Origin of the sequence: Ensifer sp. Root142 (genome assembly GCF_001426785.1) — a bacterium.
In the GTDB taxonomy this organism is placed as follows: domain Bacteria; phylum Pseudomonadota; class Alphaproteobacteria; order Rhizobiales; family Rhizobiaceae; genus Ensifer; species Ensifer canadensis.
Genome location: NZ_LMFK01000021.1, coordinates 63,112 through 89,538 on the forward strand (window position 1 = coordinate 63,112; position 26,427 = coordinate 89,538).

General features: G+C 60.8%; 21 protein-coding genes. 16 read left to right on the forward strand and 5 right to left on the reverse strand.

Going from position 1 to position 26,427, the window contains the following annotated elements:
• Positions 1-144: 144 nt before the first annotated feature.
• On the reverse strand, positions 145-1,374 hold the full coding sequence (locus tag ASD52_RS20665) for a glycosyltransferase family 4 protein (RefSeq protein ID WP_057221336.1): 1,230 nt from the start codon (positions 1,372-1,374) through the stop codon (positions 145-147).
• A 48-nt stretch (positions 1,375-1,422) separates the two neighbouring features.
• Positions 1,423-1,995: a MarR family transcriptional regulator gene (locus ASD52_RS20670; protein WP_057217263.1), complete on the reverse strand. Its 573-nt coding sequence runs from the start codon at positions 1,993-1,995 to the stop codon at positions 1,423-1,425.
• A gap of 192 nt (positions 1,996-2,187) precedes the next feature.
• Between ASD52_RS20670 and ASD52_RS20675 the strand changes: the two genes are divergently transcribed.
• The 11 genes from ASD52_RS20675 (at position 2,188) to ASD52_RS20725 (ending at position 17,114) form a co-directional block, all read left to right on the forward strand.
• Complete coding sequence (locus ASD52_RS20675) at positions 2,188-3,969, forward strand: type I secretion system permease/ATPase (RefSeq protein WP_057217265.1); 1,782 nt, start codon at positions 2,188-2,190, stop codon at positions 3,967-3,969.
• The gene (locus tag ASD52_RS20680) at positions 3,966-5,366 is read left to right on the forward strand and encodes an HlyD family type I secretion periplasmic adaptor subunit (protein ID WP_057225407.1); all 1,401 of its coding nucleotides are present in this window, start codon (positions 3,966-3,968) and stop codon (positions 5,364-5,366) included. The genes ASD52_RS20675 and ASD52_RS20680 overlap by 4 nt, the downstream gene beginning before the upstream one ends.
• A 265-nt stretch (positions 5,367-5,631) precedes the next feature.
• Positions 5,632-6,291 carry a calcium-binding protein gene (locus ASD52_RS20685; protein ID WP_057217270.1) on the forward strand — a complete coding sequence of 220 codons (660 nt, stop codon included), beginning with the start codon at positions 5,632-5,634 and terminating at the stop codon, positions 6,289-6,291.
• 292 nt (positions 6,292-6,583) lie between these two features.
• Positions 6,584-8,608 carry a glycosyltransferase family 2 protein gene (locus tag ASD52_RS20690; RefSeq protein ID WP_244497498.1) on the forward strand — a complete coding sequence of 675 codons (2,025 nt, stop codon included), beginning with the start codon at positions 6,584-6,586 and terminating at the stop codon, positions 8,606-8,608.
• Positions 8,605-9,444: a class I SAM-dependent methyltransferase gene (locus tag ASD52_RS20695; RefSeq protein ID WP_057221349.1), complete on the forward strand. Its 840-nt coding sequence runs from the start codon at positions 8,605-8,607 to the stop codon at positions 9,442-9,444. The genes ASD52_RS20690 and ASD52_RS20695 overlap by 4 nt, the downstream gene beginning before the upstream one ends.
• The gene (locus tag ASD52_RS20700) at positions 9,441-10,694 is read left to right on the forward strand and encodes a glycosyltransferase family 4 protein (protein ID WP_057221335.1); all 1,254 of its coding nucleotides are present in this window, start codon (positions 9,441-9,443) and stop codon (positions 10,692-10,694) included. The genes ASD52_RS20695 and ASD52_RS20700 overlap by 4 nt, the downstream gene beginning before the upstream one ends.
• 9 nt (positions 10,695-10,703) lie before the next feature.
• Positions 10,704-11,435 (forward strand): hypothetical protein, encoded by a 732-nt coding sequence (locus ASD52_RS20705; protein WP_057221334.1) that lies wholly within the window; start codon positions 10,704-10,706, stop codon positions 11,433-11,435.
• 14 nt (positions 11,436-11,449) lie between these two features.
• Entirely contained in the window at positions 11,450-13,678 is a 2,229-nt protein-coding gene (locus ASD52_RS20710; RefSeq protein WP_063991858.1) for a hypothetical protein, read from the forward strand.
• A complete protein-coding gene (locus tag ASD52_RS20715) occupies positions 13,675-15,009 on the forward strand; it encodes a glycosyltransferase family 4 protein (protein WP_057221332.1) in 1,335 nt (444 codons plus the stop codon). Before ASD52_RS20710 ends, ASD52_RS20715 begins: the two co-directional genes overlap by 4 nt.
• Positions 15,010-15,021: 12 nt before the next feature.
• The gene (locus tag ASD52_RS20720) at positions 15,022-16,209 is read left to right on the forward strand and encodes a polysaccharide pyruvyl transferase family protein (RefSeq protein WP_057225411.1); all 1,188 of its coding nucleotides are present in this window, start codon (positions 15,022-15,024) and stop codon (positions 16,207-16,209) included.
• Between the two features lie 17 nt (positions 16,210-16,226).
• Positions 16,227-17,114, forward strand: coding sequence for a UTP--glucose-1-phosphate uridylyltransferase (locus ASD52_RS20725; protein WP_057221330.1), 888 nt, complete (start codon positions 16,227-16,229; stop codon positions 17,112-17,114).
• A 296-nt stretch (positions 17,115-17,410) separates the two neighbouring features.
• Here ASD52_RS20725 and ASD52_RS20730 read toward each other — a convergent pair whose 3' ends face one another.
• A complete protein-coding gene (locus tag ASD52_RS20730) occupies positions 17,411-18,091 on the reverse strand; it encodes a hypothetical protein (RefSeq protein WP_057225413.1) in 681 nt (226 codons plus the stop codon).
• 274 nt (positions 18,092-18,365) lie between these two features.
• Here ASD52_RS20730 and ASD52_RS20735 point away from each other — a divergent pair, with 274 nt between their 5' ends.
• Together ASD52_RS20735 and ASD52_RS20740 are read left to right on the forward strand one after the other, a co-directional pair.
• Positions 18,366-19,760 carry a sensor histidine kinase gene (locus ASD52_RS20735; protein WP_057217280.1) on the forward strand — a complete coding sequence of 465 codons (1,395 nt, stop codon included), beginning with the start codon at positions 18,366-18,368 and terminating at the stop codon, positions 19,758-19,760.
• The gene (locus ASD52_RS20740) at positions 19,757-20,413 is read left to right on the forward strand and encodes a response regulator transcription factor (RefSeq protein WP_057208345.1); all 657 of its coding nucleotides are present in this window, start codon (positions 19,757-19,759) and stop codon (positions 20,411-20,413) included. Before ASD52_RS20735 ends, ASD52_RS20740 begins: the two co-directional genes overlap by 4 nt.
• Here the strand turns inward: ASD52_RS20740 and ASD52_RS39410 are convergent.
• Both ASD52_RS39410 and ASD52_RS20750 read right to left on the reverse strand, forming a co-directional pair.
• Positions 20,403-20,774, reverse strand: coding sequence for a hypothetical protein (locus tag ASD52_RS39410; protein ID WP_347369226.1), 372 nt, complete (start codon positions 20,772-20,774; stop codon positions 20,403-20,405). The two genes, ASD52_RS20740 and ASD52_RS39410, sit on opposite strands and share 11 nt — an antisense overlap.
• A gap of 291 nt (positions 20,775-21,065) precedes the next feature.
• A complete protein-coding gene (locus tag ASD52_RS20750) occupies positions 21,066-21,332 on the reverse strand; it encodes a hypothetical protein (RefSeq protein ID WP_156408464.1) in 267 nt (88 codons plus the stop codon).
• 312 nt (positions 21,333-21,644) lie between these two features.
• Between ASD52_RS20750 and ASD52_RS20755 the strand changes: the two genes are divergently transcribed.
• The 3 genes from ASD52_RS20755 to ASD52_RS20765 all read left to right on the forward strand — a co-directional run bounded on the left by ASD52_RS20755 (position 21,645) and on the right by ASD52_RS20765 (position 26,411).
• Positions 21,645-22,400: a GGDEF domain-containing protein gene (locus tag ASD52_RS20755; protein WP_082571852.1), complete on the forward strand. Its 756-nt coding sequence runs from the start codon at positions 21,645-21,647 to the stop codon at positions 22,398-22,400.
• A gap of 438 nt (positions 22,401-22,838) precedes the next feature.
• On the forward strand, positions 22,839-24,200 hold the full coding sequence (locus tag ASD52_RS20760) for a TolC family outer membrane protein (RefSeq protein ID WP_225906504.1): 1,362 nt from the start codon (positions 22,839-22,841) through the stop codon (positions 24,198-24,200).
• A gap of 33 nt (positions 24,201-24,233) precedes the next feature.
• Positions 24,234-26,411 (forward strand): type I secretion system permease/ATPase, encoded by a 2,178-nt coding sequence (locus ASD52_RS20765; protein ID WP_057221324.1) that lies wholly within the window; start codon positions 24,234-24,236, stop codon positions 26,409-26,411.
• Positions 26,412-26,427 lie beyond the last annotated feature (16 nt).

A 26,427-nucleotide genomic window follows, 5' to 3' on the forward strand; every position in this document is an offset into this window, starting at 1 on the left:
GACGACAGCTATACTGTCGATCGCCATTCATCACGCTGATTACGTAGCAGTGAATTTCGCAGTGCACAACGGCAAAATACATAGCACACCCAACAATAAACATAACAAATACTTCAATATTTGAATTATATTGAAATGCTACTGTCACATTGCTGCGGGACGCCCCGTCATCGTTGTCATGAGGTCTCGCTGACGCAGCAGGCAATCCTCGAGCCGGAAGCGCCGCTCGACAGTCCTTCGCGCTGCCGCCCGCATGCCGACGGACGCCTGCGGATTGCTGACGGCGCCGAGGATTGCTTCACTGAGCGCGTCGGCGTCGAAGAACGGCACAAGGATACCGTTGTGACCCGAGCGAATGACTTCGCGAACCGGAGGCGTGTCGGATCCGATAACCAAGGCGCCGCATGCCATGGCCTCGAGCACGGACCAGGAAAGCACGAACGGATAGGTCATGTAGACATGGGCCGCGGAGACCTGAAAAAGCTGGCGAAGGATGTGGTGCGGGACAACGCCTGGAAAGATGATGTTGTCAGGCGACACGTCAAGCGAGGCGAGCAGGTGCGATTTCCATGAACCACCGCCAGGAGGCGGCGGCCCGTAGCTGGTTCCGTCACCTCCGACGAAGACGAAAACCGTGTCAGGGCGCTTCTTCACGACCTGTGCGGCGGCCTGCAGTGCCTGGGGAAAACCACGATAGGGCTCAAGATCGCGGGCGACAAAGGTGACCACCGGCGGATCATTGGCCTTCAGCACGCGACCGTCCGGAAGCCGCACCGACGCCGAAGCGTTGGGGCGGAACAGCGCGGTATCGATACCTTCGTGGCAAACGGCAATGCGCTCGCGCGTATCGGCGGGATAAAGGCTCTTTTGCCATTCGGTGGGGCTGATGCCGCCATCCATGGCTTCCAGTGACAGCAATTGCGCGACGTTGCGCAGTCGCAATCTCTTGCGCTCTTCCAGGTCAGGTTGATCGTCGGGCGCAAAGCCGATATCGGCCCCCTGCGACCGATAGAAAAACTCGCAGTAGCCAAGGGCCGGAACGCGAGGAAGGGCATCCTTGACGAACATCATGCTGCCCCAGCCGATGTGGCCGACGACGATGTCCGGCGTCATGTCCTGTCGCGTCATCGCATCGAGCGTTTCGGCAACGCGATGTCCGATCCGGGCATGGTGATCCGGCACCGCCATGTGCCGAGCGATGGCCGCGGACATGCGCGGCCCGGGCTCGGCCCGGTGCCGAATGACGCGCACTGACGGAATCTTTTGATCCACGGTTTCGGTGATCAGGCTGACGCTGTTGCCCGACCGCACCAGGTCAGCCGCCAACGCGGCGAACTGGCCGAAGCCGCGCCGATGAACAAATGCCACATGCATGCTATCTAATCCGCTACCTGAATGACGTCCACATTGGGTTCTGCCCGGTCACATGTCGTAACGTGACGCGCTGCCCCAGACGAGTTCGAGTTGATGCAGGGTCTGAAAGGCGGTCTCCAGGTTCTGGCGATCCTGATGGCCGCGATTGAGCGCCCGCTCGTAGGCCATCGCCGCGTCGCGCAAGTTCGCCCTCAGTAGCCGGCCCTTTTCCGTAAGCTTGATGCGCGCCGAACGCTTGTCGCGCTGGGAGGCAACCCGATCGATGTAGTCGCCATCTGCCAGTTGCTTCAGATAGTACGACACGTTCGAGCCGACATAGTGCCCGCGATCGAGCAGCTCGGCCACCGACAGCTCGGCATCGCCGATTGCCAGCAAGACCATGGCCTGAGCCGGACCGATGTCGTCGACACGCAGCTTGGTCAGCTCGGCGCGCACCAAACCGGAAAACCGCCTGCTCACCCTCTCCATCAGGCGCGCAAGCTCGAAATAGGTCAGCTGTCGGCAATCGTTCGCGGCTTCGGCTTGATCGTGGGCTCCTACCGCCTTCGACGTCTGCTCCTCCTGCTGGAGCAACGACACATCTTTGATCCCCGTGGACGGATAGAGTACTCTTTCATTCATCCAACTCTCCATTTCGAAATTTACTTCAAATCTTGAAGTAAATCAGACTACAACATCCCCTCCCCTCTACCTTGAACTTGCATTACCTCTTAATTTTGTGCCACACATAGCGAAGCAATACTACGCTTCACCCTATTTTAAAGCCAGACGTCCTCCACGGATGGCTTTAACGTCAACCTCAGGCTACTGCCCATGCGTGATACTGTTCGGAACGAGACGATAAGCAACGCTCAAATTTTAGGGGTTCTGCGCCAGGATGAAATTATCAATCCAAGATTGCTAATATTGCAAGCCAAGCGTGTGTTTCTTTCCGTATCACTTTACGCCGCATTGCTCAGTGTCTGCATAAGCCTGCTTCAGCTCACGATACCGCTGTTCATGTTGCAGATTCATGACAGGGTTCTCAACAGCCAGAGCTTTGATACGCTCACCATGCTGACGCTGCTCGCGATCAGCGCATTGGTCGTCTATGGGGTCCTAGATCTTATCCGAGCCCTTGCTTTCCAAGCGATGGGCAGCGCCATCGTGCGAAGACTGAATGCTCCGGTTCTGGCATCGGCGGTGCAGGCATCGGTGAACCAGGGGCTTACTCGCGCCGCCCAATCCCTCCGCGACCTGTCGGAACTTCGCAGCTTCCTCACTTCATCGGCTGTGGTCGCGCCGCTCGACGCCGCTTGGTCCCCGATCTTTCTAGGGGCGCTGTTCCTGCTGCATCCGCTTTTCGGCCTGATCGGCGTCGTGTCCGTGGTGTTGCTCGTGTGCTGCGGACTGGTCAACGATTTGATGACGCGCCAGCTCACCAAAGAGGCCAACCAGGCGAATGTCGAAGCGGTCTCGAAGATCGCCGGTTCCCTTAGGCACGCCGAAGCGATCGAGGCGATGGGTATGTTGCCGGCGCTCGCAAGGCGCTGGCGTGGCCTGCAAATCCACGCTTTGGGCGCTCTTGAGGCCGGAGGAACCAGGAGCAGGGCGATGGCGTCGCTGACGCGCAGCCTGCGCTATTCGATCCAAGTGATCACGCTCGCCGCCGGCGCCCTGCTGGTTCTCGACCAGGCCATCACCCCCGGCCCGATGATGGCTTCGAGCATCCTTGTCGGCCGTCTGCTCATCCCCTTCGACACGATCATTGAAAACTGGCGCCAATGGGTGCTTGCCATTGCCGGCTGGCGCCGGCTCGAGGCGGCGATCGGCGAAGATCTGGCAATCCGCCAGACGACACCAACGCCCCATTCAGTCGGCGACGTGGGCGACATGATTGTGGATAAACTCGTTTACGCCGTCCCCGGCGTCGAGGTTCCGATCATCAAGGGCATTTCCTTCTCGCTTTCCCCCGGCGAAGTGCTGGGCGTGGTCGGCCCGTCGGCCGCCGGAAAATCGACGCTGGCCCGGCTGCTGGTCGGCATCTTGAAGCCGACCTCGGGTGGGGTCTTTCTCGATGGCCACAATACTTATCTTTGGGAGCGCGGGTCCTTTGGGGAATCGGTCGGATACCTCCCGCAATCGGTATCGCTGCTGGAGGGCACGATCCGGGAAAACATTGCCAGAATGGAAGATGGGGACCCCTACAAGGTCATCGAGGCCGCGCGGCTTGCAGAAGTGCACGAGATGATCGGCCGCCTGCCGCTCGGCTATGACACGCCCGTCGGCGATGGTCACCTGACGCTTTCCGGTGGACAAAGGCAGCGCATCGCGCTGGCGCGCTGCCTCTACAATCGCCCGCGCCTAGTCGTTCTCGATGAACCCAATGCCAACCTCGATTCGCTTGGCGAGCGCGCGCTGGTGCGTGCGATCCAGCGCATGCGCGACCAGGGTGCCATCGTCATCATGATCGCCCACCGGCCATCGATCATGCAGGTCGCCGACAAGCTTCTTGTCCTCGAAAATGGTCGTATCAGCCAGTTTGGGCCGCGAACGGATATCCTGACGACCGTGCCTGGGCCCGGCGAAACTCGGCGCGAGGTTGCTTCCGCATGACCGACAAACAGATGCTTCCGCTTCGTCCGCAGCCTTCAGAGCCCGTTGTCAGACCGCTGGCAAAAATCGCCCCTCAGGCGGCACCGACCCTGGCCGATATCGATGAGGCGCATTCCGAACGCGCGCTTCGCCGCCTGATGGTCGCGGGGCTTGCGACCATCATCGTATCCTTCGGCGGCTTCTTCACATGGGCGGTATCGACGGAACTCAGCAGCGCGACCGTTGCCAACGGCAGCGTGATCGTCGACTCCAAGCGCAAGACGATCAGCCATTTCGAAGGAGGCGTCATGGGGCGCCTTCTGGTTCAGGAGGGCGAACAGGTGGCCGTGGGTCAGCCGCTCATCCTCTTGGAAGACACGCGGGCACGCTCCAACTTGAATGCCCTCACCAGCCGTCGCATCGGCCTCATTGCCAGGCTCGCCAGGCTCAAGGCGGAACAGGACGGTGCAGCCGCAATCGCCTTCCCGAAAAATTTCGGCGAAGCCGGCGAGATCGCCGTCGACGAAGCGATCAAGGCGGAGAATGTCTTCTTCGACAAGCGACACGAGGCCAAGGCCGGGCGCGTCGACGTTCAGACGAAAACGATCGAGGAATATGGCGAACAGACAAAATCGCTGCTCATCCAGCTCGAAGCGACCGACCGGCAGATCGCCCTCATCACCGAACAGCGCACCGCAATCGCCACGCTGGTCGAGAAGGGCTTCGTGCAGCGCGCGAAGCTCATCGAGGTCGATACGCGCCTGAGTGAGCTCGCCAGAGCGCGCGGCGAACTGGCCGGAGACAAGGCGCAGGCAGAAAAGGCAAGGGCTGGCGCCCAACTCGCGTTGATCGGCATCGAAAGCGAGTTTCAATCGACCATCGCGGGTGAGATAACCACGGCGCGCATCGACCTGACGGATGTCGAAGAACAGATCGTTGCGGCAAAGGATGTCTTGCGGCGCATGGAAATCCGCTCGCCCCAGGCAGGCGTGGTCAGCAACATCTGGCTGCGTACCCCCGGAAGTGCTGTCACGCCTGGCCAGCCCCTGATGGAAATCGTACCCGAAGACGAGCCGTTGGTCGTCGAGATGCGCGTCAACCCTCGTGACATCGACAGCATATCGGTGGGCTCTCCGACGCAGATCCGTCTGACCGCCTACAATCAGCGCTCGCGCATGCCCTTCAATGGCGCGGTGACCTACATTGCCGCGGACCAGACGGTCGATGAGAAGTCGGGTGCCTCCTATTTCACCGCTCGCGCCAAGATCGATGCGGCGTCTCTTGCCGCCGATCCCGATGTTCGCCTGTATCCGGGGGCGCCTGCCGAGGTTCTGATCGTGCACAGGGCACGCCGCGCCATCGACTACCTGGTGTCTCCGTTGACAGAAAGCTTCAATCGCGCCTTCAGGGAAGATTGATCCAGCGCCGGCAAGCGGGATACGTAGTAAATTGCTACAAATATTGAACTAGTTTGCTACTAAACTACCCAATGAATCGCGGAAAACTATGCATAGTTTAATTTCTGTATTGATTTCCCACGAAAATTGGCAATAATGTCGCGAAGATTTCATGATTTAATCTGGAATCGATGTTGAAATATATTCGAGGCCGATGCACACTCCCGGCGCATCAACATCGACCTGGTCGGTGGACGTGCGATTTATCCACCAAGAGGAGAGGCAGATGGCCACACTAGAAGGCGGCGCATACGACGACGCGCTGTTCGGCTCTCGCTTCAACGATTTCATCCATGCTCGAGCGGGTGATGATTTCGTGAGCGGCGGCAACGGACATGACATCATTTTCGGTGACGAAGGTGACGACCAGCTTTTCGGCGGCAACGGCAACGATACGCTGTTTGGCGGCGAAGGCGACGACGTTCTCTATGGCGAGAACGGCAACGATACGCTGACCGGTGGATGGGGTGATGATCTCCTTTCCGGCGGCAATGGCAGCGACATTTTGCTCGGCGGTCAGGGTAACGACTTCCTGTCCGGCGGCAAAGGCAGCGACATGCTCTTCGGCGGTGGCGGCAATGACGTCATCGACGGCGGCGCTGGCGACGACCTCCTGGTTGGCGGTGCCGGCAGTGACGTCTTCGTATTCGACGGCGGCGGCGGCAACGACGTCATCCTCGACTTCACGCCCGGTGAAGATCTGCTACAGATCTCGAAGGGCATCAATGGTCTTGATATCACCTCGCCTGACGACCTCGCTTCGCGGGTCACCCAGGTCGGCGGCAATGTCATCATCGACCTCGGCCACGGCGATTCACTGACCCTGGTCAACGTCGACGTCGACGACATTCACGCAAATCCCGAGAACTATTTCACGGTTCACTAAGCGTGGACTAGGCGTGCCCTGCATTCCTCCCGCAGGGCGCGCACTCCAAGAGGGATTGAATTTGCCGTTCAGCGATATCAAGCAGCCGAATACCGATCATCGGGACGCAAAGGCATTTCGTTTAGGATCGGACCTGGCTGTTCTCATCTGGGACCTGCCGCCGGGGCTGCCAATTCCAACGCGGCCGCTGCTGACGATGTCAAAGCCGCCGGTGCCGCTCGTGAGCGTAACTCTTTCGCTCGTTGACGGACATCAGCGAACGCTGTGGGCGATGCGGACAGCGAGAGCACCGATGTCGGCCGTCATTGCCGTCGAAGGCAGCGACAGCGCGGTGCCGATCAGCGTCGAACCGGCAAGCGGTCTGCCTCCCCTCGACATGGAGCAGCTGTTCCTGGAACTCGCGCCGGAAGCGCGTATCAGATTTCTCAACGTCCTGCTGACGACGTGGCGAAGCGCATTCAAGGTCGCTAGCGACCCATATTTCTCACTTATCGTCGAAGACGCCCTCAACGCATTGGCGCCAACGCCTCGACCGGCGCGCATCACCTGCGAGCTGGGCCGCGGACGGTTCTTGATCGAAACGACCATCAATCCGGAGTTCGACGACAAGCTCGGGATCTATGTCGTGGGCGCGGCAAGCGTCAGCCAATTAAGGCCGAAGGCGGTCATCCGTCGCGGCACACGCTCGGCCTGGCAGACCTGCCACTTCATTGCCGAGATGCCAAGCCTCAGCCCACCCTTTCAGATTGTGCTGCTCAGCAAAAACGGCATCGCCATAAGACAGCTTTCCGAGCGCGAAGCGCAATGTCCAAGCCTTACGCGCTGGTGGGCAAACAATCGCGACGCGCTCGAACTGCGCGAATTGCTCGTTCAGCATCTCGCCGCCTGGCCGAACGGTGGACCGGCGACCGCAATCGACCTGCAGGTCCGGGCGCCCTTGAAAGAGCGTCACGTTCCGAGAGCGGCACAGCAGCCATCCGGTCAGGTCGACCTGGCGCTCGCCCTTTCCGACAGCCTGCTGGTCGGCGGATGGTATCATGATCCGTCATCCATGCTCGCCGGCATCGACTATCTGCAGGCGGATGGCAAAGCGGTGCCGCTGGACGGCAATATCTACGAATTCCCCGGATGGGCGCAGACACAGGCCGACAAATCGAAGACGGACGTGACCGGCTTCGTTGCCCGTCTACCCCTCGATCAACCGCTCGGCCCGCTGCTTCAGCCGCGTTTTCAGATGCGGCTCGCCTCCGGGGCCGTGAAATCCCTCATCCCGCCGCCGCAACCCTTCGAACCCGTGCTGCAGCGAAACCAGACCCTGCGCGCGGTCCCGCCGCAACACGCCATCGACGATGCATTCCGCACGATACTTGCGCCGGCGCTGCGAGAAGTGGAGCAACGCTTGGGCAAGACGGTCGAGGTCAAGCGGACGAGAGACTATGGCCTGCCGCAGCATGCACCGCTCGTTTCCATCGTCATCCCGCTCTACAAGGTTCTCGATTTTCTCCGCTTTCAGCTGTCGGGCATGGCGACGGACCCCTGGCTCATGGAAAACGCGGAACTCGTCTTCGTTCTGGATTCCCCGGAAATTCAGGACGAGACCGAGCATCTGCTCGGCGGGCTGCATCTGTTGCACGGTTTGCCCATGCGGCTGGTGGTCATGAACCGGAACGGCGGCTACGCGCGGGCGTGCAATACCGGCGCGCGTATGGCGCGCGGCTCCGTTCTGGTCATGCTCAATTCCGATGTCGTGCCCTGCGAACCCGGCTGGGTGCAGACGCTGATAGATCCGATCATGAGCGGGGCGTTCGGCGCGGTCGGCCCCAGGCTGATCTTCGAAGACAGATCGCTGCAGCACGCGGGCCTCTATTTCGGCCGCGACCAGCGTGGGATCTGGCTGAACCACCACTTCTACAAGGGCATGCCCAGCGACTACATGCCGGCGCAGCAGGCGCGAACGGTTCCCGGTGTCACGGGCGCCTGCCTCGTCACCACGAGGGATCTCTACGAGAGCGTCGGCGGCTTCACCGAGGACTATATCATCGGTGATTATGAAGACAGCGACCTTTGCCTGAAGATCCGCCGGGCCGGCTTCGAGATCGGCTACGAGCCGTCGGCCTGTCTGTATCACTTCGAGCGCCAGTCGATCCGGCGCAGCCAGGACTACATGCGCGGGGTCGCCAGCCAATACAACTCCTGGCTCCACACCCAGCGCTGGGACGATGACATTGCCGCGCTGATGGCGCGCGACTATCGATCGCCGAGCAGCCCCAAGACCGCGTCTCCCGATGACCACGCAATTGAATGGACGAATGCATGATCGATGCCCTGCCCCGCGATGAAATCGGTGCACCACCGCCACTGGACGACGCACATCTTCGCTGGCTGACCGACAGCGTGTCGCGCAACCGGTTCCTTCCGCAGCCGGACGCGAACAGCATTTTTGTCGGCGACGGTGATTTCCGTGCGATCGGCGCGGAGTTTCTCGGACATTTCATCCGCATGGGCGGCTTGCGGGCCAATCATCGCGTTCTCGATATCGGCTGCGGCATCGGCCGCATGGCCGTGCCGCTCACCCAATATCTCGATGGCGACCGAGGCCGTTATGATGGCCTCGATCCCGTGGAGGGCGGCATCCGCTGGTGCCGGGCGACCGTGACGCCGACCTATCCGAACTTCACCTTCCAACGCCTCGACATCGCCCATGATCTCTACAACCCGACGGGGACGATCAAGGGCCGGGAACTGAAACTGCCATTTGCAGACGCGCAGTTCGATTTCATCATCATGACGTCGGTCGTCACGCACCTGCCCGCCGACGAGGTCATGGCCTATCTGGCGGAGATCGTCCGGGTCCTGGCACATGGCGGCCGATTGTTCATGACAGCCTTCATCGTCGACGAGATCGCCAGGCGAAATGCCATGGGGCGGCGCGATCCGCGCCTTGCCTTCGAGCGCGCCGGCCAGGGGCCCTGCTGGTTCGTACCGGGTCAGCCGCCGTTGGCCGCCGTCGGCTTCGACGATGGTTTTCTCGACGGCGCGTTCAATCGCACCGGTCTCTCGCTCGCGCTCAAGTCCTTTGGCCATTGGCGCGAACCGGGCGGCACACACTATCAAGATGTGCTCGTGGGTGAGCGTCACCGGAGCCGCCCATGAGCGAGCGCATTCTCGTGGTGGCGCACAATCATCCGGCCCTTCATCCCGGCGGCACGGAAGTCTTTGCGCACGATCTCTTCCGCGCCTACCAGCGCGCAGGACACGAGGCGCTGTTCCTGGGCGCGGTCAACCAGGTCCATCGCGAGGCCAGACCGGGCACGAGTTTCCAGGCCATAGGGCCGACAGGCGACGAAATCCTGCTTTGGGCGGGGCATTTCGATCGCTTTTTCATGAGCCAAATCGACCTTTACGGTTTCGTGCCGGATCTGGTGGAACTGCTGCGCGAATTCCGGCCCGATGTGGTTCATCTCCACCATATTCTGCTCATGGGCGCCGAGTTTCCACATATCGTGCGCAGAGCGTTGCCGGCGTGCAAGATCGTCATGACCCTGCATGATTACTACCCGATTTGCCATCATGACGGTCTGATGGTGCGCACCGACAAGCGGGAGCTCTGCCACGGCTCTAGTCCGGACCGTTGTCACGCCTGCTTCAAGGACATCAAGCCCGACCGCTTCGCGCTCAGGGAACAACATCTCAAGGCGCTTCTGAGCACGATTGATCGTTTTGCTGCGCCGAGCGAGTTCCTGAAACGACGCTATGTCGACTGGGGAATTGCCGAAGACCGCATCTCCGTCATCGCCAACGGCCTACCGCCCCAGGCGTTTGAGGCCGGCAAGGACAAACCCAAGAGCGGACGCCCCGTCTTCGGCTATTTCGGCAATCTGAACCCTTGGAAAGGGATCAAGGTGCTGCTGGAGGCGGCGCGCCAGCTGATCGCCGATGGCGTCGACTTCGAGCTGCGCGTCCATGGCGGCGCACCGTTTCAGACCCAGGAATTCGTCGCCGACATCGACCGCCTGTTTTCCGAAACCGCACCCTTCGTCCAGCGGCGCGGCCCCTACCGCCGAGAAGATGTGGCAGCCCTCATCGGCGGCGTCGACTGCACCGTTGTCCCCTCCATCTGGTGGGAAAATGCGCCGCTGGTGATCCAGGAGGCGCAGGCGCAGGGACGCCCGGTGATCGCCAGCAATATCGGCGGAATGGCCGAACTGGTCAGGAACGGCGTCAATGGCCTGACCGTGGCACCCGACGATCCACGCCAGCTCGCAGCCGCCATGCGGCAGGTCATCGAAAAGCCGACGCTTCTGCGACAGCTTTCCGGCCGAGCCGTTCGCCCTGATGACATCGACACCACAGCCGGTCGTTACCTTGCTCTTTTCAATCTCCAGCAGGTTCAGGCCGCATAAAGAGGACCCATGGCCCAAGTCGCAGAAAAACTCGACACGCCGCCGCCCGAGAATGAAGGCGCCAAACCCATCAACGGTCGCGTCGATGCCATCGATGGGGGACGCCTGTTCGGCTGGGCGCACGATCCCGCCGCCCCCGGCCAACGCCTCAAAGTGCGCGTCCTCCTCGATGGCGCACCGGTCGCCGAAGCGATCGCCGACCGCAATCGCCCGGACCTCAAGCGAAACGGGATCGGTGACGGCCAGCACGCATTCGAAATCGCCCTGCCTGAGGCGGTGCAGAAGCGCAGCCGCGATCTCGTCGTCATGGCGTTTACGGGAGACGGAGCGGGGCAGCCCCTCCGCGTGCCGCAACCCGACGAACAGGCAGCCGAAGCGCTGATCGCAGCACCATTGACCAGGGTGCTCGACAAACTGGACGTGCTGATGGCTGCGCAGCGTCAGCTGCAGATTTCCCAACGTTCGCTGCAGCGCGTACCTCATATCGGCGCAGATGCGGCGGAAACCGAGGGAGCGCAAGACCCGAGCGCCGGCATCGACGGTCTTCGTGCCGAGATGAGCCGACGGCTGGACGATCTGGACGTGCATCTGCTGCGAATGGATGGCGTCGTGGCGGGCATGGAGAAGACACTCTCCACACTTCAAAAACGGGCGGGCGGCGAGACCAGGCCGCTCGTGCTGCTTCTCTTCGTCCTCATGGGATTTGCAGCCGGAGCGCTGCTGGCATTGCTGGCAAGATGATGATGCGGCAGGCGATGGCGAACGATGAAAGATCCGCTGGCACCAACGGCACCCGCGCCGCGGGGGCGCCCTTGCGCTTCGGCAAGGGTCGGGCCGTCTCCGCTCGGATCGATCAGGAAACCATGCTCGTCCTTGGCAGCGGACGGGCCAAGGGCCACGCTGTTTCCGTCAGAGCCGATGGCGCCAAGCCCGCGCGAGACGGCGCTTCCGTTGCAAGCTGGCCCTTAACTGCATCGTCGCCGTCGGCGACGCACGGTTTTGCGGCGCTCCTGACGCAACCGAATCCCGATGTGCCCATCTCGCTGATCGACGTTGACGATGGGCGCATCAGCGAGCGCTTCATCGTTGCCCCCAGACCGATTTCGATCGAAGACGCGGCAACCCTTATTGCGCAGACCACAGCAGGAGAAACGGCCGTCGTCGTCAGTCGCCTCGCCGATCAGCTCATGGCGCAACCGGGCAACCGCAACAGGGTTTTCGCCGGACTTACGTTGATCAAGGCACTGCAGCCGTCGGACGGCTTCATCGAACTGGTCGGAGAGACCCATGACGGCGTCATCGTCATCATGGGCTGGAGCCGCGCGTTCGTTCCCGGCCGTTGCCAGGCCTATCTTCTAGCCGGCGCAACGACCGTCGCCGATTGTTTCGTCGCCAGTTTTGCCCGGCCGGATATACCGGAGGGCGAGCTGGGTTTCATCGCCGTTCTGGAAACGGGCGGGAGGGTACGCGCCGACGCGCTCAAAGGCATCGTCTACAATGCCGGCGGAGGCTGGCACTTGACACCGGCGCATTCGCGCGTGCAGATCAGCGCGGCCCTGGACACTCCGGACCACATCCGGTCCGTGCTGCTCGAAACCCGGGCAACGCCAGAGGCCATGCTGCGCCTGCGTTCAGCGGCAAACGGTTTCACCGGAAAGGACACGATTTCGAGCCTTCCATACCCGGTTCGCCTGGACGTTGACCGGGTGTTCGAAACCGATGAAGGCGACATGCTGATTTCGGGCTGGCTGCTCGACCCGGAGCACCATGTTTCCTCCGTCAAACTGCGGCGGCCGGGCGCAGAGGCCAGACTCGACGACATCTGGACGCGCCTGGATCGGCTCGACGTTTCGCAAAGCTTCGCCGATCAACCCGCATTCCGGGCATCGCTTGACAGCGACGATCAGGCCCACGGATTTGTCGCCCATGCGAGACTGCCTGGCGGCAATCTCGACGCTACACCCTATCTTGAACTGACCTTGAGAGAAGGTCGGCGCGCGTTTCTGCCCTTGACACCCAAGCGGATGCCGGCGCGACGGGCCGCAAGCCAGCAATTGTCTTTGTTCGATGCCGCCAACTGGGCGCTGCCGGCGATCGTCGATCACCAGATCGTTCCGCTCCTCTCCAAGGTAGCCTGCACCGCGCCGCGCATGGAAACGATCATCGACGTCGGGGTGTTCGACGAAAATGCCGGCGTTCCCATCATCGTCGGCTCCACCGTCGGAATGCCGGAAGTCGGCCCGCTCCTCGCGTTGTTTGCGCTCGACCCGCAGACGCGCTGCGCTCCGCTCGTGATCGTTGTCAGCAAGCCGGCCTTCCAGAGGGATCTCGTCCGTCTTAGGCAGCTGGCACGGTTTTATGGTCTCTCGGTCCGCCTGGTCTGCGCGGCCGCGGCACAAGATCGCTTCGATCTGCTGTCGGTCGGGGCGGAGGTGGTTTCATGCGACACGGTCGTAACCATGGCGGGCTCACTCGTCCCTACTGGCAAAGGCTGGTACGACGCACTGACGGCAGTCGGAGAGGCCCACGTCGGAAGCGTGATTTCGCCGATGCTTGCCTATGACGATCACTCGGTGAAATGGGCGGGAAGCTGGCTCTCCGAGGACGGCGATCAACTGCTGCTCGATCGCTATGCCGGTTATCCGCTGATGGCGATTGCGGCACTGCAATTGACGCGGGTCGACGTCGCGTCGCTCGAATGCTGCATCATGCCGCGTGCGGTCCTGAACGACGCGATGCGCGATTGCGGCGTCTATCTCGGCTCAAAACAGAAGGCCTGCGAAATTGGGCTCCGGATCAACCGGGCAGGCATCGCTGCTTATTTGCTGCCATCGATCCAATTGCTCGGCTGCGACGAGCCGATGTCGGGGGAGCAGAACGGCAAGCTTGCCGCGCTCGCCGAACGCATCGATGTCGAAATCCTCAAGTCGCGGTGGCGAAGCGCTCACCAGAGCCAAAGATCGTTTGACAGGATTTCCGCATGAGGGAACAAAAGCTTCGCGTCCTGGTGATCTCGCATGCGCACCCCTCCTTTTCGCTGGGCGGGGCGGAGATCGCCTCGCACAACCTGCATCGCGGCCTGAACGCGATGGAAGGTGTCGAATCCGTGTATCTGGCGGCCGCCTCCCCGCCGCTGCAACGACACGCCTCGTCGGCGCTTATGAGTGCGCGCCTGCCGCAGGAAGAGGTGTTGTTCCACACCGTTGCCTATGATCATTTTCACCTCGCGAATGAGGACGTCGAGTCGATCGAGCGTGATCTCCTGCGCTTCGTGCGCGATGTGAAACCGGATGTCATTCATTTCCATCACGTTCTGGGTTTCGGTCTCGAGGCGCTCTATGCGGTGCGCTCCGCACTGCCAGACGCGGCAATCCTTCTCACCCTTCATGAATTCGTGCCGATCTGCCACAACCACGGCCAGATGGTAAAACGGCCGACGGGTCAGCTTTGCGAGCAGGCTTCGCCGACCGCCTGCAACAGCTGCTTTCCGGATATTCCGGCATCAAGGTTCCTCCGGCGTGAGGCGCTCGTGCGCACCATGCTCCTCGATATGGTCGACGCGTTCGTTGCGCCGAGCGCCTTTCTCGCCAAGCGCTATGCGGAGTGGGGCATAGATCGCCAACGCATTCACGTCATCGAAAACGGAATCATGGGCGAGGAAGCGACACCCGCGCGCGAACTTGCGCGAAGCGACGCGCGTCGCAACCGCTTCGCCTTCTTCGGCCAGATGACGCCGTTCAAGGGCGTCGACGTGCTGATCGATGCCATCGGCCGCGTACCGGATGAGATCTGGGGCGATGACGCCTACCTGATGATCTTCGGCGCCAATCTCGAGCGCCAACCGGCCGAATTCCAGGCGCGGATGAAGAAGCTGATCGAGCGAGCCGGTCGTCGGGTGCGCTTCTACGGCAGCTACCAGAATGCCGATCTGCCGAAGCTCATGCGATCCGTCGATTGGGTGATCTTCCCATCGATCTGGTGGGAGAACTCACCCGTCGTTATCCAGGAAGCGCTGCTGCACCGCCGACCGATCATCTGCTCTGACATTGGCGGCATGGCCGAGAAAGTTCGCGATGGCGCCGATGGCCTGCATTTTCGCGCCGGCAACGGCCAGCACCTCGCGGATCGGATCGTCGAGGTGCTGAACGACGACACGGTCTGGGACCGCTTGCGCAGCAGCATGCGCGGTCCCTTCAGTTCCAAGGATTGCGCAAGGGAACACCTCGGCGTCTATCGCAGCCTGCTGCGCGAAAAAGACGGTGCCGCGCAGCGCGAACATCGCGTCGAGATGCGCGTCTCGTCACAGTTCCAATGACGGATTAAGCTTTTGGCACGCATATTGGTCATGATCCCCGCCGGCGAAGTCTACGCACATGACAGCGTTCGCTGGTATCAACATCAAGACATCCAGTTCCACATCAACCACTACCACAATATGGGCGATGCCTTCGTCTTCGACTCGTCGCTGAAACTGCTGCGGTTCGAAGAACTCGGTGTGCTCGAAATATCGGAATTCAGGCCACGCGACATCGCCCGGCTTCGGGAGGAATACGATTACGTGTTCCTGCGCGGATCAAATTACATTCACGACGCCATGAACTGGGAGGCGGCAGCAACGGTCCTGAAGGCGCTCGGCCTGCCAGTGATCGGCTTTGGGATCGGTGCACAGGCTCCGGTGGATGGAAAAATCAGGCTCTCCGACGATACGCGCGCCGTGCTGCGCCTGATGTCCGAATCGACGACATCAGTCGGTGTGCGGGGTGCCTATTCGGCCGAGGTTTTGTGGGATCTCGGCATCCGCAACGTCCGGATCATCGGATGCCCGACCGCCTTCCGCCTGAACGATCCGGAACTGCGCATCACGCTGCCGCCGCTCGAACAGGTCCGCAAGGTCGGGGTCACCGTCAGGCGAGAAGTCTCCGACGCCTATGCCAAGGATATCGAACGCTATCTCGGCTTCCACCGCGAACTGGTGAAAACCATGGCTGGGCGCTTCGAGACCGTGCTGTTGACGCAGGGCGAGGTCGAGGAAAAGAAGCTTGTCCTGGGAGACGAGGCCCAGCGCGAAGAAGCACTCGCCGCGCTCAAGGCCGACCATTGGACATCGTCCTGGTATCTCGATGAGGCGATGCTGGGCCTCTACGAGCAAAGGCTGTTCTATTCTGATGTGGTTGCCGATTACGAACGGCTGATCCGCGCCCAGGACCTGGTGCTCGGCTACCGCCTGCACGGCAATCTCATGGCGCTGGCGAATGGGGTTCCGTCGATCTACTGCACCTATGACAGCCGAACGGCCGAGTTCTGTGACACATTCAAGATCCCCAGTTTCGACATCTTCGGGCAGCAGGCGTTCTGCCTCGAGGACTATTGGGACCAGGCCCTCTTCGACAGGTACAACCGTGCCTGGTTCCACACCTACGGCGAAATGTACCGTTTCCTCACTGAAAATGGTGTCGAGCACAAGATGCACGACATCCTCAAATCCACACCCGCAAAAATCTCCCGAGTTGCTTGAAGCGAAAAGGTGCTGACATGCAGAACAAAGTGCGCAAGGCGATCATCCCGGCCGCCGGATTCGGTACGCGAATGCTGCCGGCGACAAAAAGCGTTCCCAAGGAACTGCTGCCGATCGTTGATCGGCCGATCCTCGACTACATTGTCAGTGAGGCGTTTGCCGCGGGCATCGAACACGTCATCATCGTCACTGGCCGCATGAAGGGCGCGATCGAGGATTATTTCGATCACGCATTCGAAGTCGACGCAACGCTGCGGCGAGCCGGCAAGAACCCGCTTGCCGATCGGCTGGCGACGGCAACGCCTGATGTCGGCAGCATCTCATTTGTGCGCCAGCAACAGGCCCGTGGCCTTGGCCACGCCGTCTGGACGGCGCGCCACATCGTCGGCGACGAACCTTTCGCCGTGCTGCTGCCGGATATGCTGATGGTCGATCACGAACCCTGCCTCCAATCGATGACGACCCTTCACCAGCGACATGGCGGCAATGTCGTGGCTGTCGAACGATGCTTGCCGGAAGAGGCTCACAAATTCGGCATCGTTTCCCTGAAGCAGACTATTGGGGGCGCACTGGTCGATGGCCTCGTGGAAAAACCGGCCCCGGGCACGGCGCCGAGCAACCTGTTTATCTCAGGGCGCTATATTCTCCAGCCGGAGATCTTCAACATCCTCGAAAACCAGGAGCCGGGTGCAGGCGGCGAGATCCAGTTGACCGACGCGATGATTACCCTGATGAAAGACCAGGAAATTCGCGCTTTCGAATTCGGCGGCCGCACGTTCGACTGCGGAAATCCGACCGGCTTCGTCGCGGCCAACCTGCACATGGCAATGGCGCGCGCCGACATTGCAGCAGGGATCTCCGGCGAGATGCATGCACTCATGACGCCCATGCGCGCAATCGCCTGATGGCGCGTAGGCTGCGCCGCGAGGAACGGCCATGCCGCCAGGATGCGCAATCTGTGTTCGTGGCGCGGCGTTACGGTTCGAAGCTTGGCTTTTTTAGCTTTGTTTGCGCGTCTAATATGACGCGCGGCGCTGTAGAACATCAAAAGGCCCGCAGACATTCCTGTTTGCGGGCCTTGTTTGATTTGGCTGTCAATCTCTTCCGGATTTTCACCGATCACGAGACCGGAGAATCATTGGCGCCCCGTTAGCCGCCCGCGATCAACTGTCTGGTCCCGCCGAATGGCGGTCCACAACCGTCAATTCACGGGTGCCGGAGGAAGCGTTTCGCGGATCTGATCGATCTTGCCGACGTCGGGCCCGACGCCAAGGATATCCTTGGCTTCGTCAAGCATATCATCGGTTACGACACCGTCTTTCGAGAAGCCGGCAAGCGCATCGCGCAGGGCCTCGTCGCTGAGGGCCGGGTCGCTTGGGATGGCGTCCACGCCGTTCTCAGCTTCAAACTCTGCATAGGCGATGGCGTAGGCAGAAACCGCGGCCATTCGGGGATCGTTCGAGTTGAGATAAGCGTGATAGTTGCGGTTCAGCGAGCGCAGTCCCGGCGTGCCGACGCCAGCTTCAATTGGCTCCACCTTGGTCAGCTTGTCGGCCTTCGCAGCTTTTTTCGCCGTGTCCGGGCCTTTTTTGCCACGTGTGAACAACGATTTCCACGTCGGCTTGTCACTGGCGCTGGCCTTGCTCGACCGGGTGTCCTTGCTTGCACGCGCGGTTCCCGATTTTCCATGGCTGGAACCTGAGCCCCCGCCATGGTTGCCGCCATTTCCATTTCCATTACCACCGCCGCCGCCGCCGCCGGAATTGCCATGGCCTTCCTTGGCCAGGGCTGTGCCCGCCGCACCGACCATCCCGCCTACCGCGGGGGCTACGACCAGACTCAGCGCCAAGGCGCCACGAGCGATTGCTTTCGCGAAAACCATAAGAAACTCCTCTTCGAATAGCCGCGGCACCGACTCGATGAAGGCCGCGTTTGTAGAGAAGCGTAACTTATCTTGGGCCAAAGGCAGCTACTATGCCCCCCGGACCATTGCGGTGGCCTATAGGACCTTGGTCCTGTCGGGCAGACAGCCTAAGGTCCGATAAGGATTGAGAACCGAGCCACGGCATTGACCAGCCTGCCCAAGCGTTTAGGTTAACGCGGGTTTGTTGTACCACAGAGACGCTGGCGGCCAGCAGTCGATACCGGGAAATTTCGTGCGCGCCACCCAACTCATCAAAAATTGGAACGCCCGCTCACTGGCATCGCAGTTCCTGCTGATCGGCGGCCTTGTTGCAGCGGCTGCAATGGTGCTGGTTGGGGCGTTTGTTTCACGCCTTATCGAGGAGGCAGTCACTCGGAACTCCGCCGCAACCACGGCTCTCTATGTGGACAGTGTGATCGCACCGTTGTTGCCCGATATGCAGACGACCCAGATACTCGACGGCGGTGTCGCGCGCGCGCTCGACGAAACCCTTGGTCAGGGCGCCCTGGGAGACCGTCTCGTGTCCTTCCGCCTTTGGCGGGCAGACGGCACGGTTCTGTATTCAAGCGACGAAGCCCAGATTGGAAAACGGCTCGAGCTCAGCGACGAGTTGCGAACGGCATTCTCCGGCAGGATGGTGGCGCTCTTCGATCAATCAGGGGAGCAGTCAGACAAACGCCCAGCCGACATGCCGATCCTTGAGATCTACAATCCGGTGCTGCAACCGTGGTCGGGAGAGGTCGTTGCAGTTTCTGAATTTCATGAGGTCTCCTATGATTTCCAACACGGCTTGAATCAAGCGCGCTTCTATACCTGGTTAGCGGTCGCAGCCTTTACGCTTGCTTTTTTCGTGGTTCTCTCTGCGATCGTGCTGCGAGGCAGCCGGACCATTGAGACGCAGCGCCATGCGCTCAAGGATCGGATCGCCCAGCTTTCAGCGCTGCTCGCGCAGAACGAAGCTCTACGTGGGCGGCTCCAGCGGGCCTCGCAGCGCACGGCGGCGCTCAACGAAAGTCATCTGCGCCGCATCGGTGCTGATCTGCACGACGGGCCTGCGCAACTGCTGGCCTTCGCCTCCCTGCGGCTCGACAGCGATGCTTTGACGAACCCGAAAACACCCGGAGCGACGCGCGAGCGCAGCATCGCCGAAATCAAGGAAAGCCTCGATGAAGCAATGCAGGAGATCCGAACGATCTGCAGCGGTCTTGTTCTGCCGCAGATAGAAACAGCGACCCTGCCCGAGATCTTGAAGCGGGTCGTTCACGCCCATCAGCAGCGAACGGAAACGACCGTGGAGCTGTCAGTTTTCGACCCGCCTGATCACCTCGCTCTGTCCGCCAAAATCTGCATCTACCGCTTCGTGCAGGAAGCGCTCAACAACGCGTACCGCCATGGCGGCGGCGTCGGCCAGCGTGTCTCACAATCGACGGTGGGTGCGCAGGTGATGGTCGAGGTCGGGGACAATGGGCCTGGCTTCAACCCGGATCGCGTCGAGCCAACGGGCCTTGGCCTTGAGGGTTTAAGGGAACGAATCGAAAGCTTGGGTGGAGCCTTCGAGATTAAAGTCTCAACAACTGGCACCGTTGTTCGTATGACAATCAGCACCGAGGAGACAAAAGCGGTATGAAGACAGCGATACGCATAGCCGTGGTCGATGACCATCCCTTGTTTCGAGAGGGCGTAACAAGAAGCCTGCTGGAGATCGGCGGATTCGAAATCGTTGCCGAGGGGAGTTCCAGGGATGATGCCCTGCTTATTGCCGAGAATCTGCGTCCCGATGTCATGCTGCTGGACATATCCATGCCCGGGGGCGGCTTGAACGCAATCCCACCTATCCTCGAGTTATCGCCGTCGCAAAAAATCATCATGCTGACCGTTTCCGAAACGAGCGACGATGTCACTGCAGCCCTCGAACGAGGGGCGCTGGGATATGTGCTGAAGGGCGTAGGTGGCCGAGCCCTGGCGGAAATCATACGCAACGTCGCCACGGGCGAGAGCTATGTCACTCCGGCGCTCTCGGCCAAACTTCTCTCCAATCGGACGCGCGGTCCATCAAACCTGTCGGCCCTAGTCGCCAGCCTGACCGCGCGTGAACATGAAGTGCTGCAGTTGGTGGCCGCAGGCATGAGCAACAAGCACGTCGCCCGGAAACTCGAACTTCAGGAAAAGACAGTAAAGCACCATATGACGCAGATCATGGCCAAGCTCAGCGTCACCAACCGAACCGAGGCTGCCATGGTGCTGCGCGACGCGGCCGATTGGCGTCCCCTCACTGAATGAGGGACTGAATTCGTTTCAAGTCCGCCAAGGTCGCCTTTCGGTTGATGATTGTGCGCCCCCGCGCATCCTTCATTATGTAGCGGCCGTTATTGATCTCCTCGCTCATACCATCGGCATGGCGCACGCCGACCCTGGAAGCACCGCCGCCGGCACCCTTCGAATTGCCACGGGCGTTGCCGCCGCTCGAGTTGCCTTTTCCAGACCTGCCCCCTCCGTTTCCTCCACCGTTACCACCGCCATTTCCTCCACCACTTCCTCCGCCATTGCCTCCACCGTTACCACCGCCGCCGCCGCCGCCCCCACCATTGCCGTTATTCTCCCCGCTCTTGGCAAAAGCGGCCTGGGGAACAAGTTCCAGCAACGAGCCGGCAGGGCCGAGGGTATATGGAAGGGCTGTGGCGAACAGACAAACGGCTCCCGAACTGACTGCGGTAAGAAACTTCCGACGCGTAGGCATGACATCTCCTCAGTACAGAACTTTGCCCGGGCTTCGACAGGTTGTCGAGATTGGGCATGCTCTGCCAGACCGCAATCCGGCGGTCGATAGCATGAGTTCAACCGAGACAACCGCCTCGACAAACCCCTGTAAATGAAAGCCCTGATCGCTGAAACGCGTTGGGCCAGGGCGCCGCGAACGACCCGTGGCAGGCTTTCAGTGCGGACCTTCGGCTTTGCCGGCACGGTCCACCTTCTCAATACAGGACATGAGCCGCATTTCAATATCGCGACACAGAACTTCAAACTCCCGGATCACATCCTGCCGCGGATGCGTTTCTAGCTGCAACCTGTGCAGCTCCGTGACCGCCAGGTTGTAGGCTTGGCAAAGGTCAAGAAGAGACTCCAGAACATGTGTCCTGGGCGCCAGTTCTTGCCCGAGCGTCGGAGAAAGAAGTCGGCTCAGAGAGTTCTTGATCCTCATTTTCGTGACACCAGCCCAACATGCTGTCAGCGTGCGGAACAAGCGGGCCTGTGTCAAAGCGGACTGAAGTCGGATCAGGAGTAGGACCAAAGTCCGCCGGACGCACTTTCTCGACAGCGGAAGAACGGGATTTTCCCCGCGGCCGTCTTGAACTTGCACGCCGAGCGCGAATATTCAGGCGGCAGTTATGCCGTTTTGGTGCATTTCCCTGGTGCATTCTATGCGGTGCATAAAGTTGTAGATACCGAGGAAAGGGAATATGCATAAAACTGCACTAGACCGATTATCGTCAGTGAATCGGGAGCTGGATGCATGCAGAGAGAGTTACCATTCAACGGGCAGAGGGATTGGCGGATCGTGCGCTATGTCCTGGCCGGCATCGTTGGTTTCGCCGTACTCGCCCAGGTTCTGGTCTATCTCAGCCTGGTCGCTCTCGTCGACCGGCCCTATGCGGCAGCGATGGTCGGCGCGGCCTTGATTTCCTTGCTGATGGGTGTGCCGCTGATCGTCGTCGCGGCCATGCAGTTTCGCCGGGCTCAGCGCCTCCGCAACCAGATCAACCACGTCGTTGCCCATGACGCCACGACCGGCTGCGTTACCGGCCGCGGGCTCGTCCAGCATGTTAATGGTCTCGAGCGCCGCCGTCAGCGCGGTGCCGAGGAGCTTCACGGGGCTCTCATCCATCTGCGGATCAACAACCTCGACGATGTCGGCGCCGCTTTCGGCCCGGAATGGAGTGATGAACTGCTCCAATTCGTCGCCTCCACCATCAGCACCTCGGTGCGGCGCGACGATGTCGTCGCGCGAACCGGTCCAGCGAGCTTCGACGTCCTGTTGGTGGGTGCGACCGAAGCCGATGCAGAGCAGGTTTGCACACGCCTGACGAAAGCGCTGACCTCGTCGCATTTCGCAGCCGACGGCAGCAAGGTCGATCTTGCCTTCAGCGTTGGCGGTGCGTTGTTCGACGGCAGCGTTGACCTGGAGCAGCTGCGCCGCACCGCCGCTTCCGAGGCCGTTGCTGTTGCAGAGACCCGGAGCGTCGGTTTTGTCCGCCTGCCCTCGGCTTGAATCAATGTGGGCGCTGGCGCTCACGTTAGGTGAAGATACAACCTTTGCACGCGGCGACTGAGATCCAGTGGCTGAATTCGCGCCTGCATTGAGTTCCGGCGGCAACTTAGTCGCTCAAATCCTGAAGACGCATGCGCGATTAGTTTTATTTCAATAGCTTAACGGATCCCTGTTTAGCGGGGCGATTGTTCCATTTTTGCAACATGGCCGTGCGAAAGGCTGGGATACTCTTGCACCACCCCAAAAGTGGTGGCCGCCTTTTATTACAGCTGTATTATTTAGCGATAAATTTCTGCAGTTGTAATGTGCGCTTGGATTTGCAAGCGTGACGTACTGATTGCCAGGGGGATAGTATTGAACGTGGGGAAAACCTTTAAGGGCGGGCTGTTTTCTATTCTGCTCGCGTCATCCGTGCTTGCGGGCGGTGCGGCCGATGCGATGACGCTCAGGGAAGCGCTTCAAATCGCGATGGAATCGAACCCGGAGATCGGGCAGTCGATGGAGAACCGCGAGGCGATCGAGTTCGAACTGCGGCAGGCCCGCGGTCTCTACCTGCCGAGCCTCGATGTGGAAGCTTCCACGGGCGTGCAACACCTTGAGGACGAAGCACGACGGCTCGGCTCCATCGAAAACGACCCGCTCTATCCTTCCGATGTCGGTCTGACAGTCACTCAGAAGCTCTTTGACGGCGGTGGTCGTCGTGCCGAACTGGAGCGGCAGGCAGCACGCGTCGACAGCGCCTCCTTCCGTGTGCTGGAACGTTCCGAAACCATTGGGTTGCAGATCGTCCGCGAGTACTTCGAGTATATTCTTCAGCAGCAGATCGTGGCGGAGGCCCGCAAGAACGTCGGCGTTCATCAGTCGATCCTATCGGATATCAGCTCGCTGATTTCAGGTGGAACGTTGACTGATGCGGATCGCCAACAGGCCAGTGAACGCCTGCTTTCCGCAAAGGCCCGCCTATTGGAAGCGGAGGAAGCGCTCGATACCGTCAAGATCAGCTTCAATCGCCTGGTGGGCCAGCCGCTTACCAAGCCGTCGATGCCGAAGTCGGTTGCGAACGTCTTGCCGAAAACGCTGGAGACGGCGATCGGCATCGCCCGCGGTAACAACCCGCGCATCAAGGCTGCCGATTCCGACATCAGTGTCGCGGACTCGCAGGTAAAGGCTGCGCGATCGAGCATGTTTCCGGAAGTCTTTGCCGAAGGAAGCGTGCGCTCCGGAAACGATATCGACGGCGCGACCGGCAATTCCTGGGACGCGCAAGCGCGGATCGTAGCAAAATGGAATCTCTATCGTGGCGGCATCGACATCGCCAACGAGCAGGAACAGATGCGCCGGGCGAGCGAGCAGCGGCTGGTCTTCCACCAGGCGCATCGCGAGGTCGAGGAGGCCGTTCGCATTTCCTGGGAACGCCGCACGAGCCAGTATGACATTTCGCGCACGCTGAATGCACAGGCCCAGATGAACGTGCAGATCGTCGAGTCCTATCGCGAGCAGCTCAAGGTCGGCCAGCGCTCGCTGCTCGACGTGCTGGGCGCGCAGAACGCACGTTTCAATGTCAGCGTCCTGGCGAAAACATCGCAATATGCAGCCTTGTTTGCCGAATATCGCCTGCTTGCCGCAACTGGCCAGCTCCTGGCGACGATGCAGATCAAGGCACCGGCTCAATCCGAAGCCTATGCGCGCACCGAGTTCAATGTTCCGGACACGCCTGCTACGGAAACCTATCGCCGTGTTCCGTCGCGCCAGACGAACGATTTGCCGCTCGACTTGTTGGCGCCGATCCGGCAGAAATGATAGTCCTCGTGAGGGCGGACACAACCGGTGGTGATGCAAGCTATTGACAGGCATGCGCAGATTGGCCCGTCCTTGACTGGCTTTTCCGAGGCGTTCAAGGAGATTTGCATCTTCTTGAACCGCCCCTCGTCAGACAGTGTGCTCTATTCCGACGTCCCCTTCGACGCCCGGTCGCCGAGCGCCGAAGACGTTTCCCGCATCGCTGAGCGCGTTGGCCTGGAGACGGAGCTTGTTTCCACGCGGGCCCTTGCCAACCGCGATTTCGTGTTCCCGCTGCTGCTCGTCTTTCGCGATGGCAGCGCCACGGCGCTGTTGGAGGAGGCGCCGGACGGTACACTCAGTCTTTCGAACAAATTGGCAAGGCCCGACGAGACGGCGGTGAAGCTGTCTGATCTGCAACTCGGCGGGCTCGCCTATGCCGCGTCGTTCTCGGCGACCTATTTGAACGCGGCTGCCGGCCGGGGTGTTGGCGAGGCGCGCAACATTGACCGCCGACACTGGCTGACTTCGACGATCAAGCCCTTCTGGCAAGCCTATGTCCAGGTGGCGATCGCGACATTCTTCATCAACGTCCTGGCGCTCGCCGCGCCGCTGTTCACGATGAACGTGTACGATCGCATCCTGCCGAACAAGGCGATCGCGACGCTCTGGGTCCTGGCGCTGGGCATCAGCACCGCCATCCTCTTCGATTTCCTATTGAAGACGGTACGCGCGGCGCTGATCGACTACGCCGGCCGCAAGGCCGATCTGAAACTCTCCTACATGCTGTTCGAGAAGATTCTGCATGCAACCATGGCGTCGCGGCCGCCGTCCACCGGCGAGTATGCGAACCGGGCGATGCAGTACGAATTCGTGCGGGAGTTTTTCACGTCGAATACGCTCAGCATGATCATCGACAGTCTTTTCGTCTTCGTCTTCATCGCCGCCATCTATGCGGTGGCAGGTTGGATCGCGCTCATTCCAGCGATTGCTTTTATCTTGAGCCTCGTGATCGGCTACGTTGCGCAGTACAAGATCGGCAATCGCGTCGCCGCGGCATCCAACGAGTCCGCCCAGCGCCAGGCACTCCTGGTCGAAACGATCAGCGCGATCGAGACGGTGAAAACGCTGCATTCGGAAAAACAGCTGCTTCGCCGCTGGAACGAGTTGGCCAAGCATTCCTCGAACACGGCCGAGAAAATCAAGGAGATTTCCTCCTGGGCGTCGCACGCGACGCAGTTCGTGCAGCAGTTGGTGACGGTCTGCATCGTCGTGGCCGGCGCCTATGAATTCACCGAAGGAAACATCTCCTCCGGCGCGATCATCGCCGCCAGCATGCTGGCCGGCCGCGCCGTCGCACCGCTCGGCCAGATTGCGATGACGCTGGCGCGACTGCGCCAGGCGCTTCTATCGCTGCGGATCCTGAATGCGGTGATGGAGCAGCCGGAGGATCGGCCCGATACGATCGGTTTCGTCAATCGCGAGATCCGCAACGGCAGCATTACCTTCGCCAATCTCGACTTCGCCTACCCGGGTACCGACCACAAGGTGGTCAGCGGCATGAACGTGGCGATCAAAGCGGGAGAGCGGGTCGGCATCATCGGCCGCATCGGTTCCGGCAAGACGACGATTGGCCGGCTGCTTGCCGGCCTCTACCCACCAAGCGCGGGGCGAATCCTGCTCGACGGCGTCGACATTCGCCAACTGCACCCCTCTGTCGTTCGCTCGGCGGTCTCGTTCGTGTCGCAGAATTCTGATCTGTTCTCGGGCACGATCAAGGAAAACCTCCTGATGGCAAATCCGACCGCCAGCGATGAAGAAGTGGTGGCGGCAGCGAGGCTTGCCGGCGTGGACGAATTCGTCTCCCACCATCCGCGCGGCTATGACATGCCCGTAGGTGAACGCGGTTCTCAGCTTTCCGGCGGGCAACGCCAGGCGGTCGCCATCGCACGGCTGCTATTGCGCAAGCCGAAGGTCGTCTTCCTTGATGAACCCTCCGGGGCAATGGACCTTGCAAGCGAACGTGAGCTGATCAACAAGCTCTCCACCGTCTTCAGCAGCGATGTCACCCTTTTGATATCGACGCATCGCCATAGCATGCTGAGCCTCGTCGATCGGCTGCTGGTTCTTGACCGCGGGCGCGTCGTTGCCGATGGCCCGAAGGCTGAGGTCATCGAGCAGTTGCAAAGGCGGCCCGGTCCTGCTGGCCCAGTGGCCGGAGCCGGCCTATGATGCACGCTTTCACAAA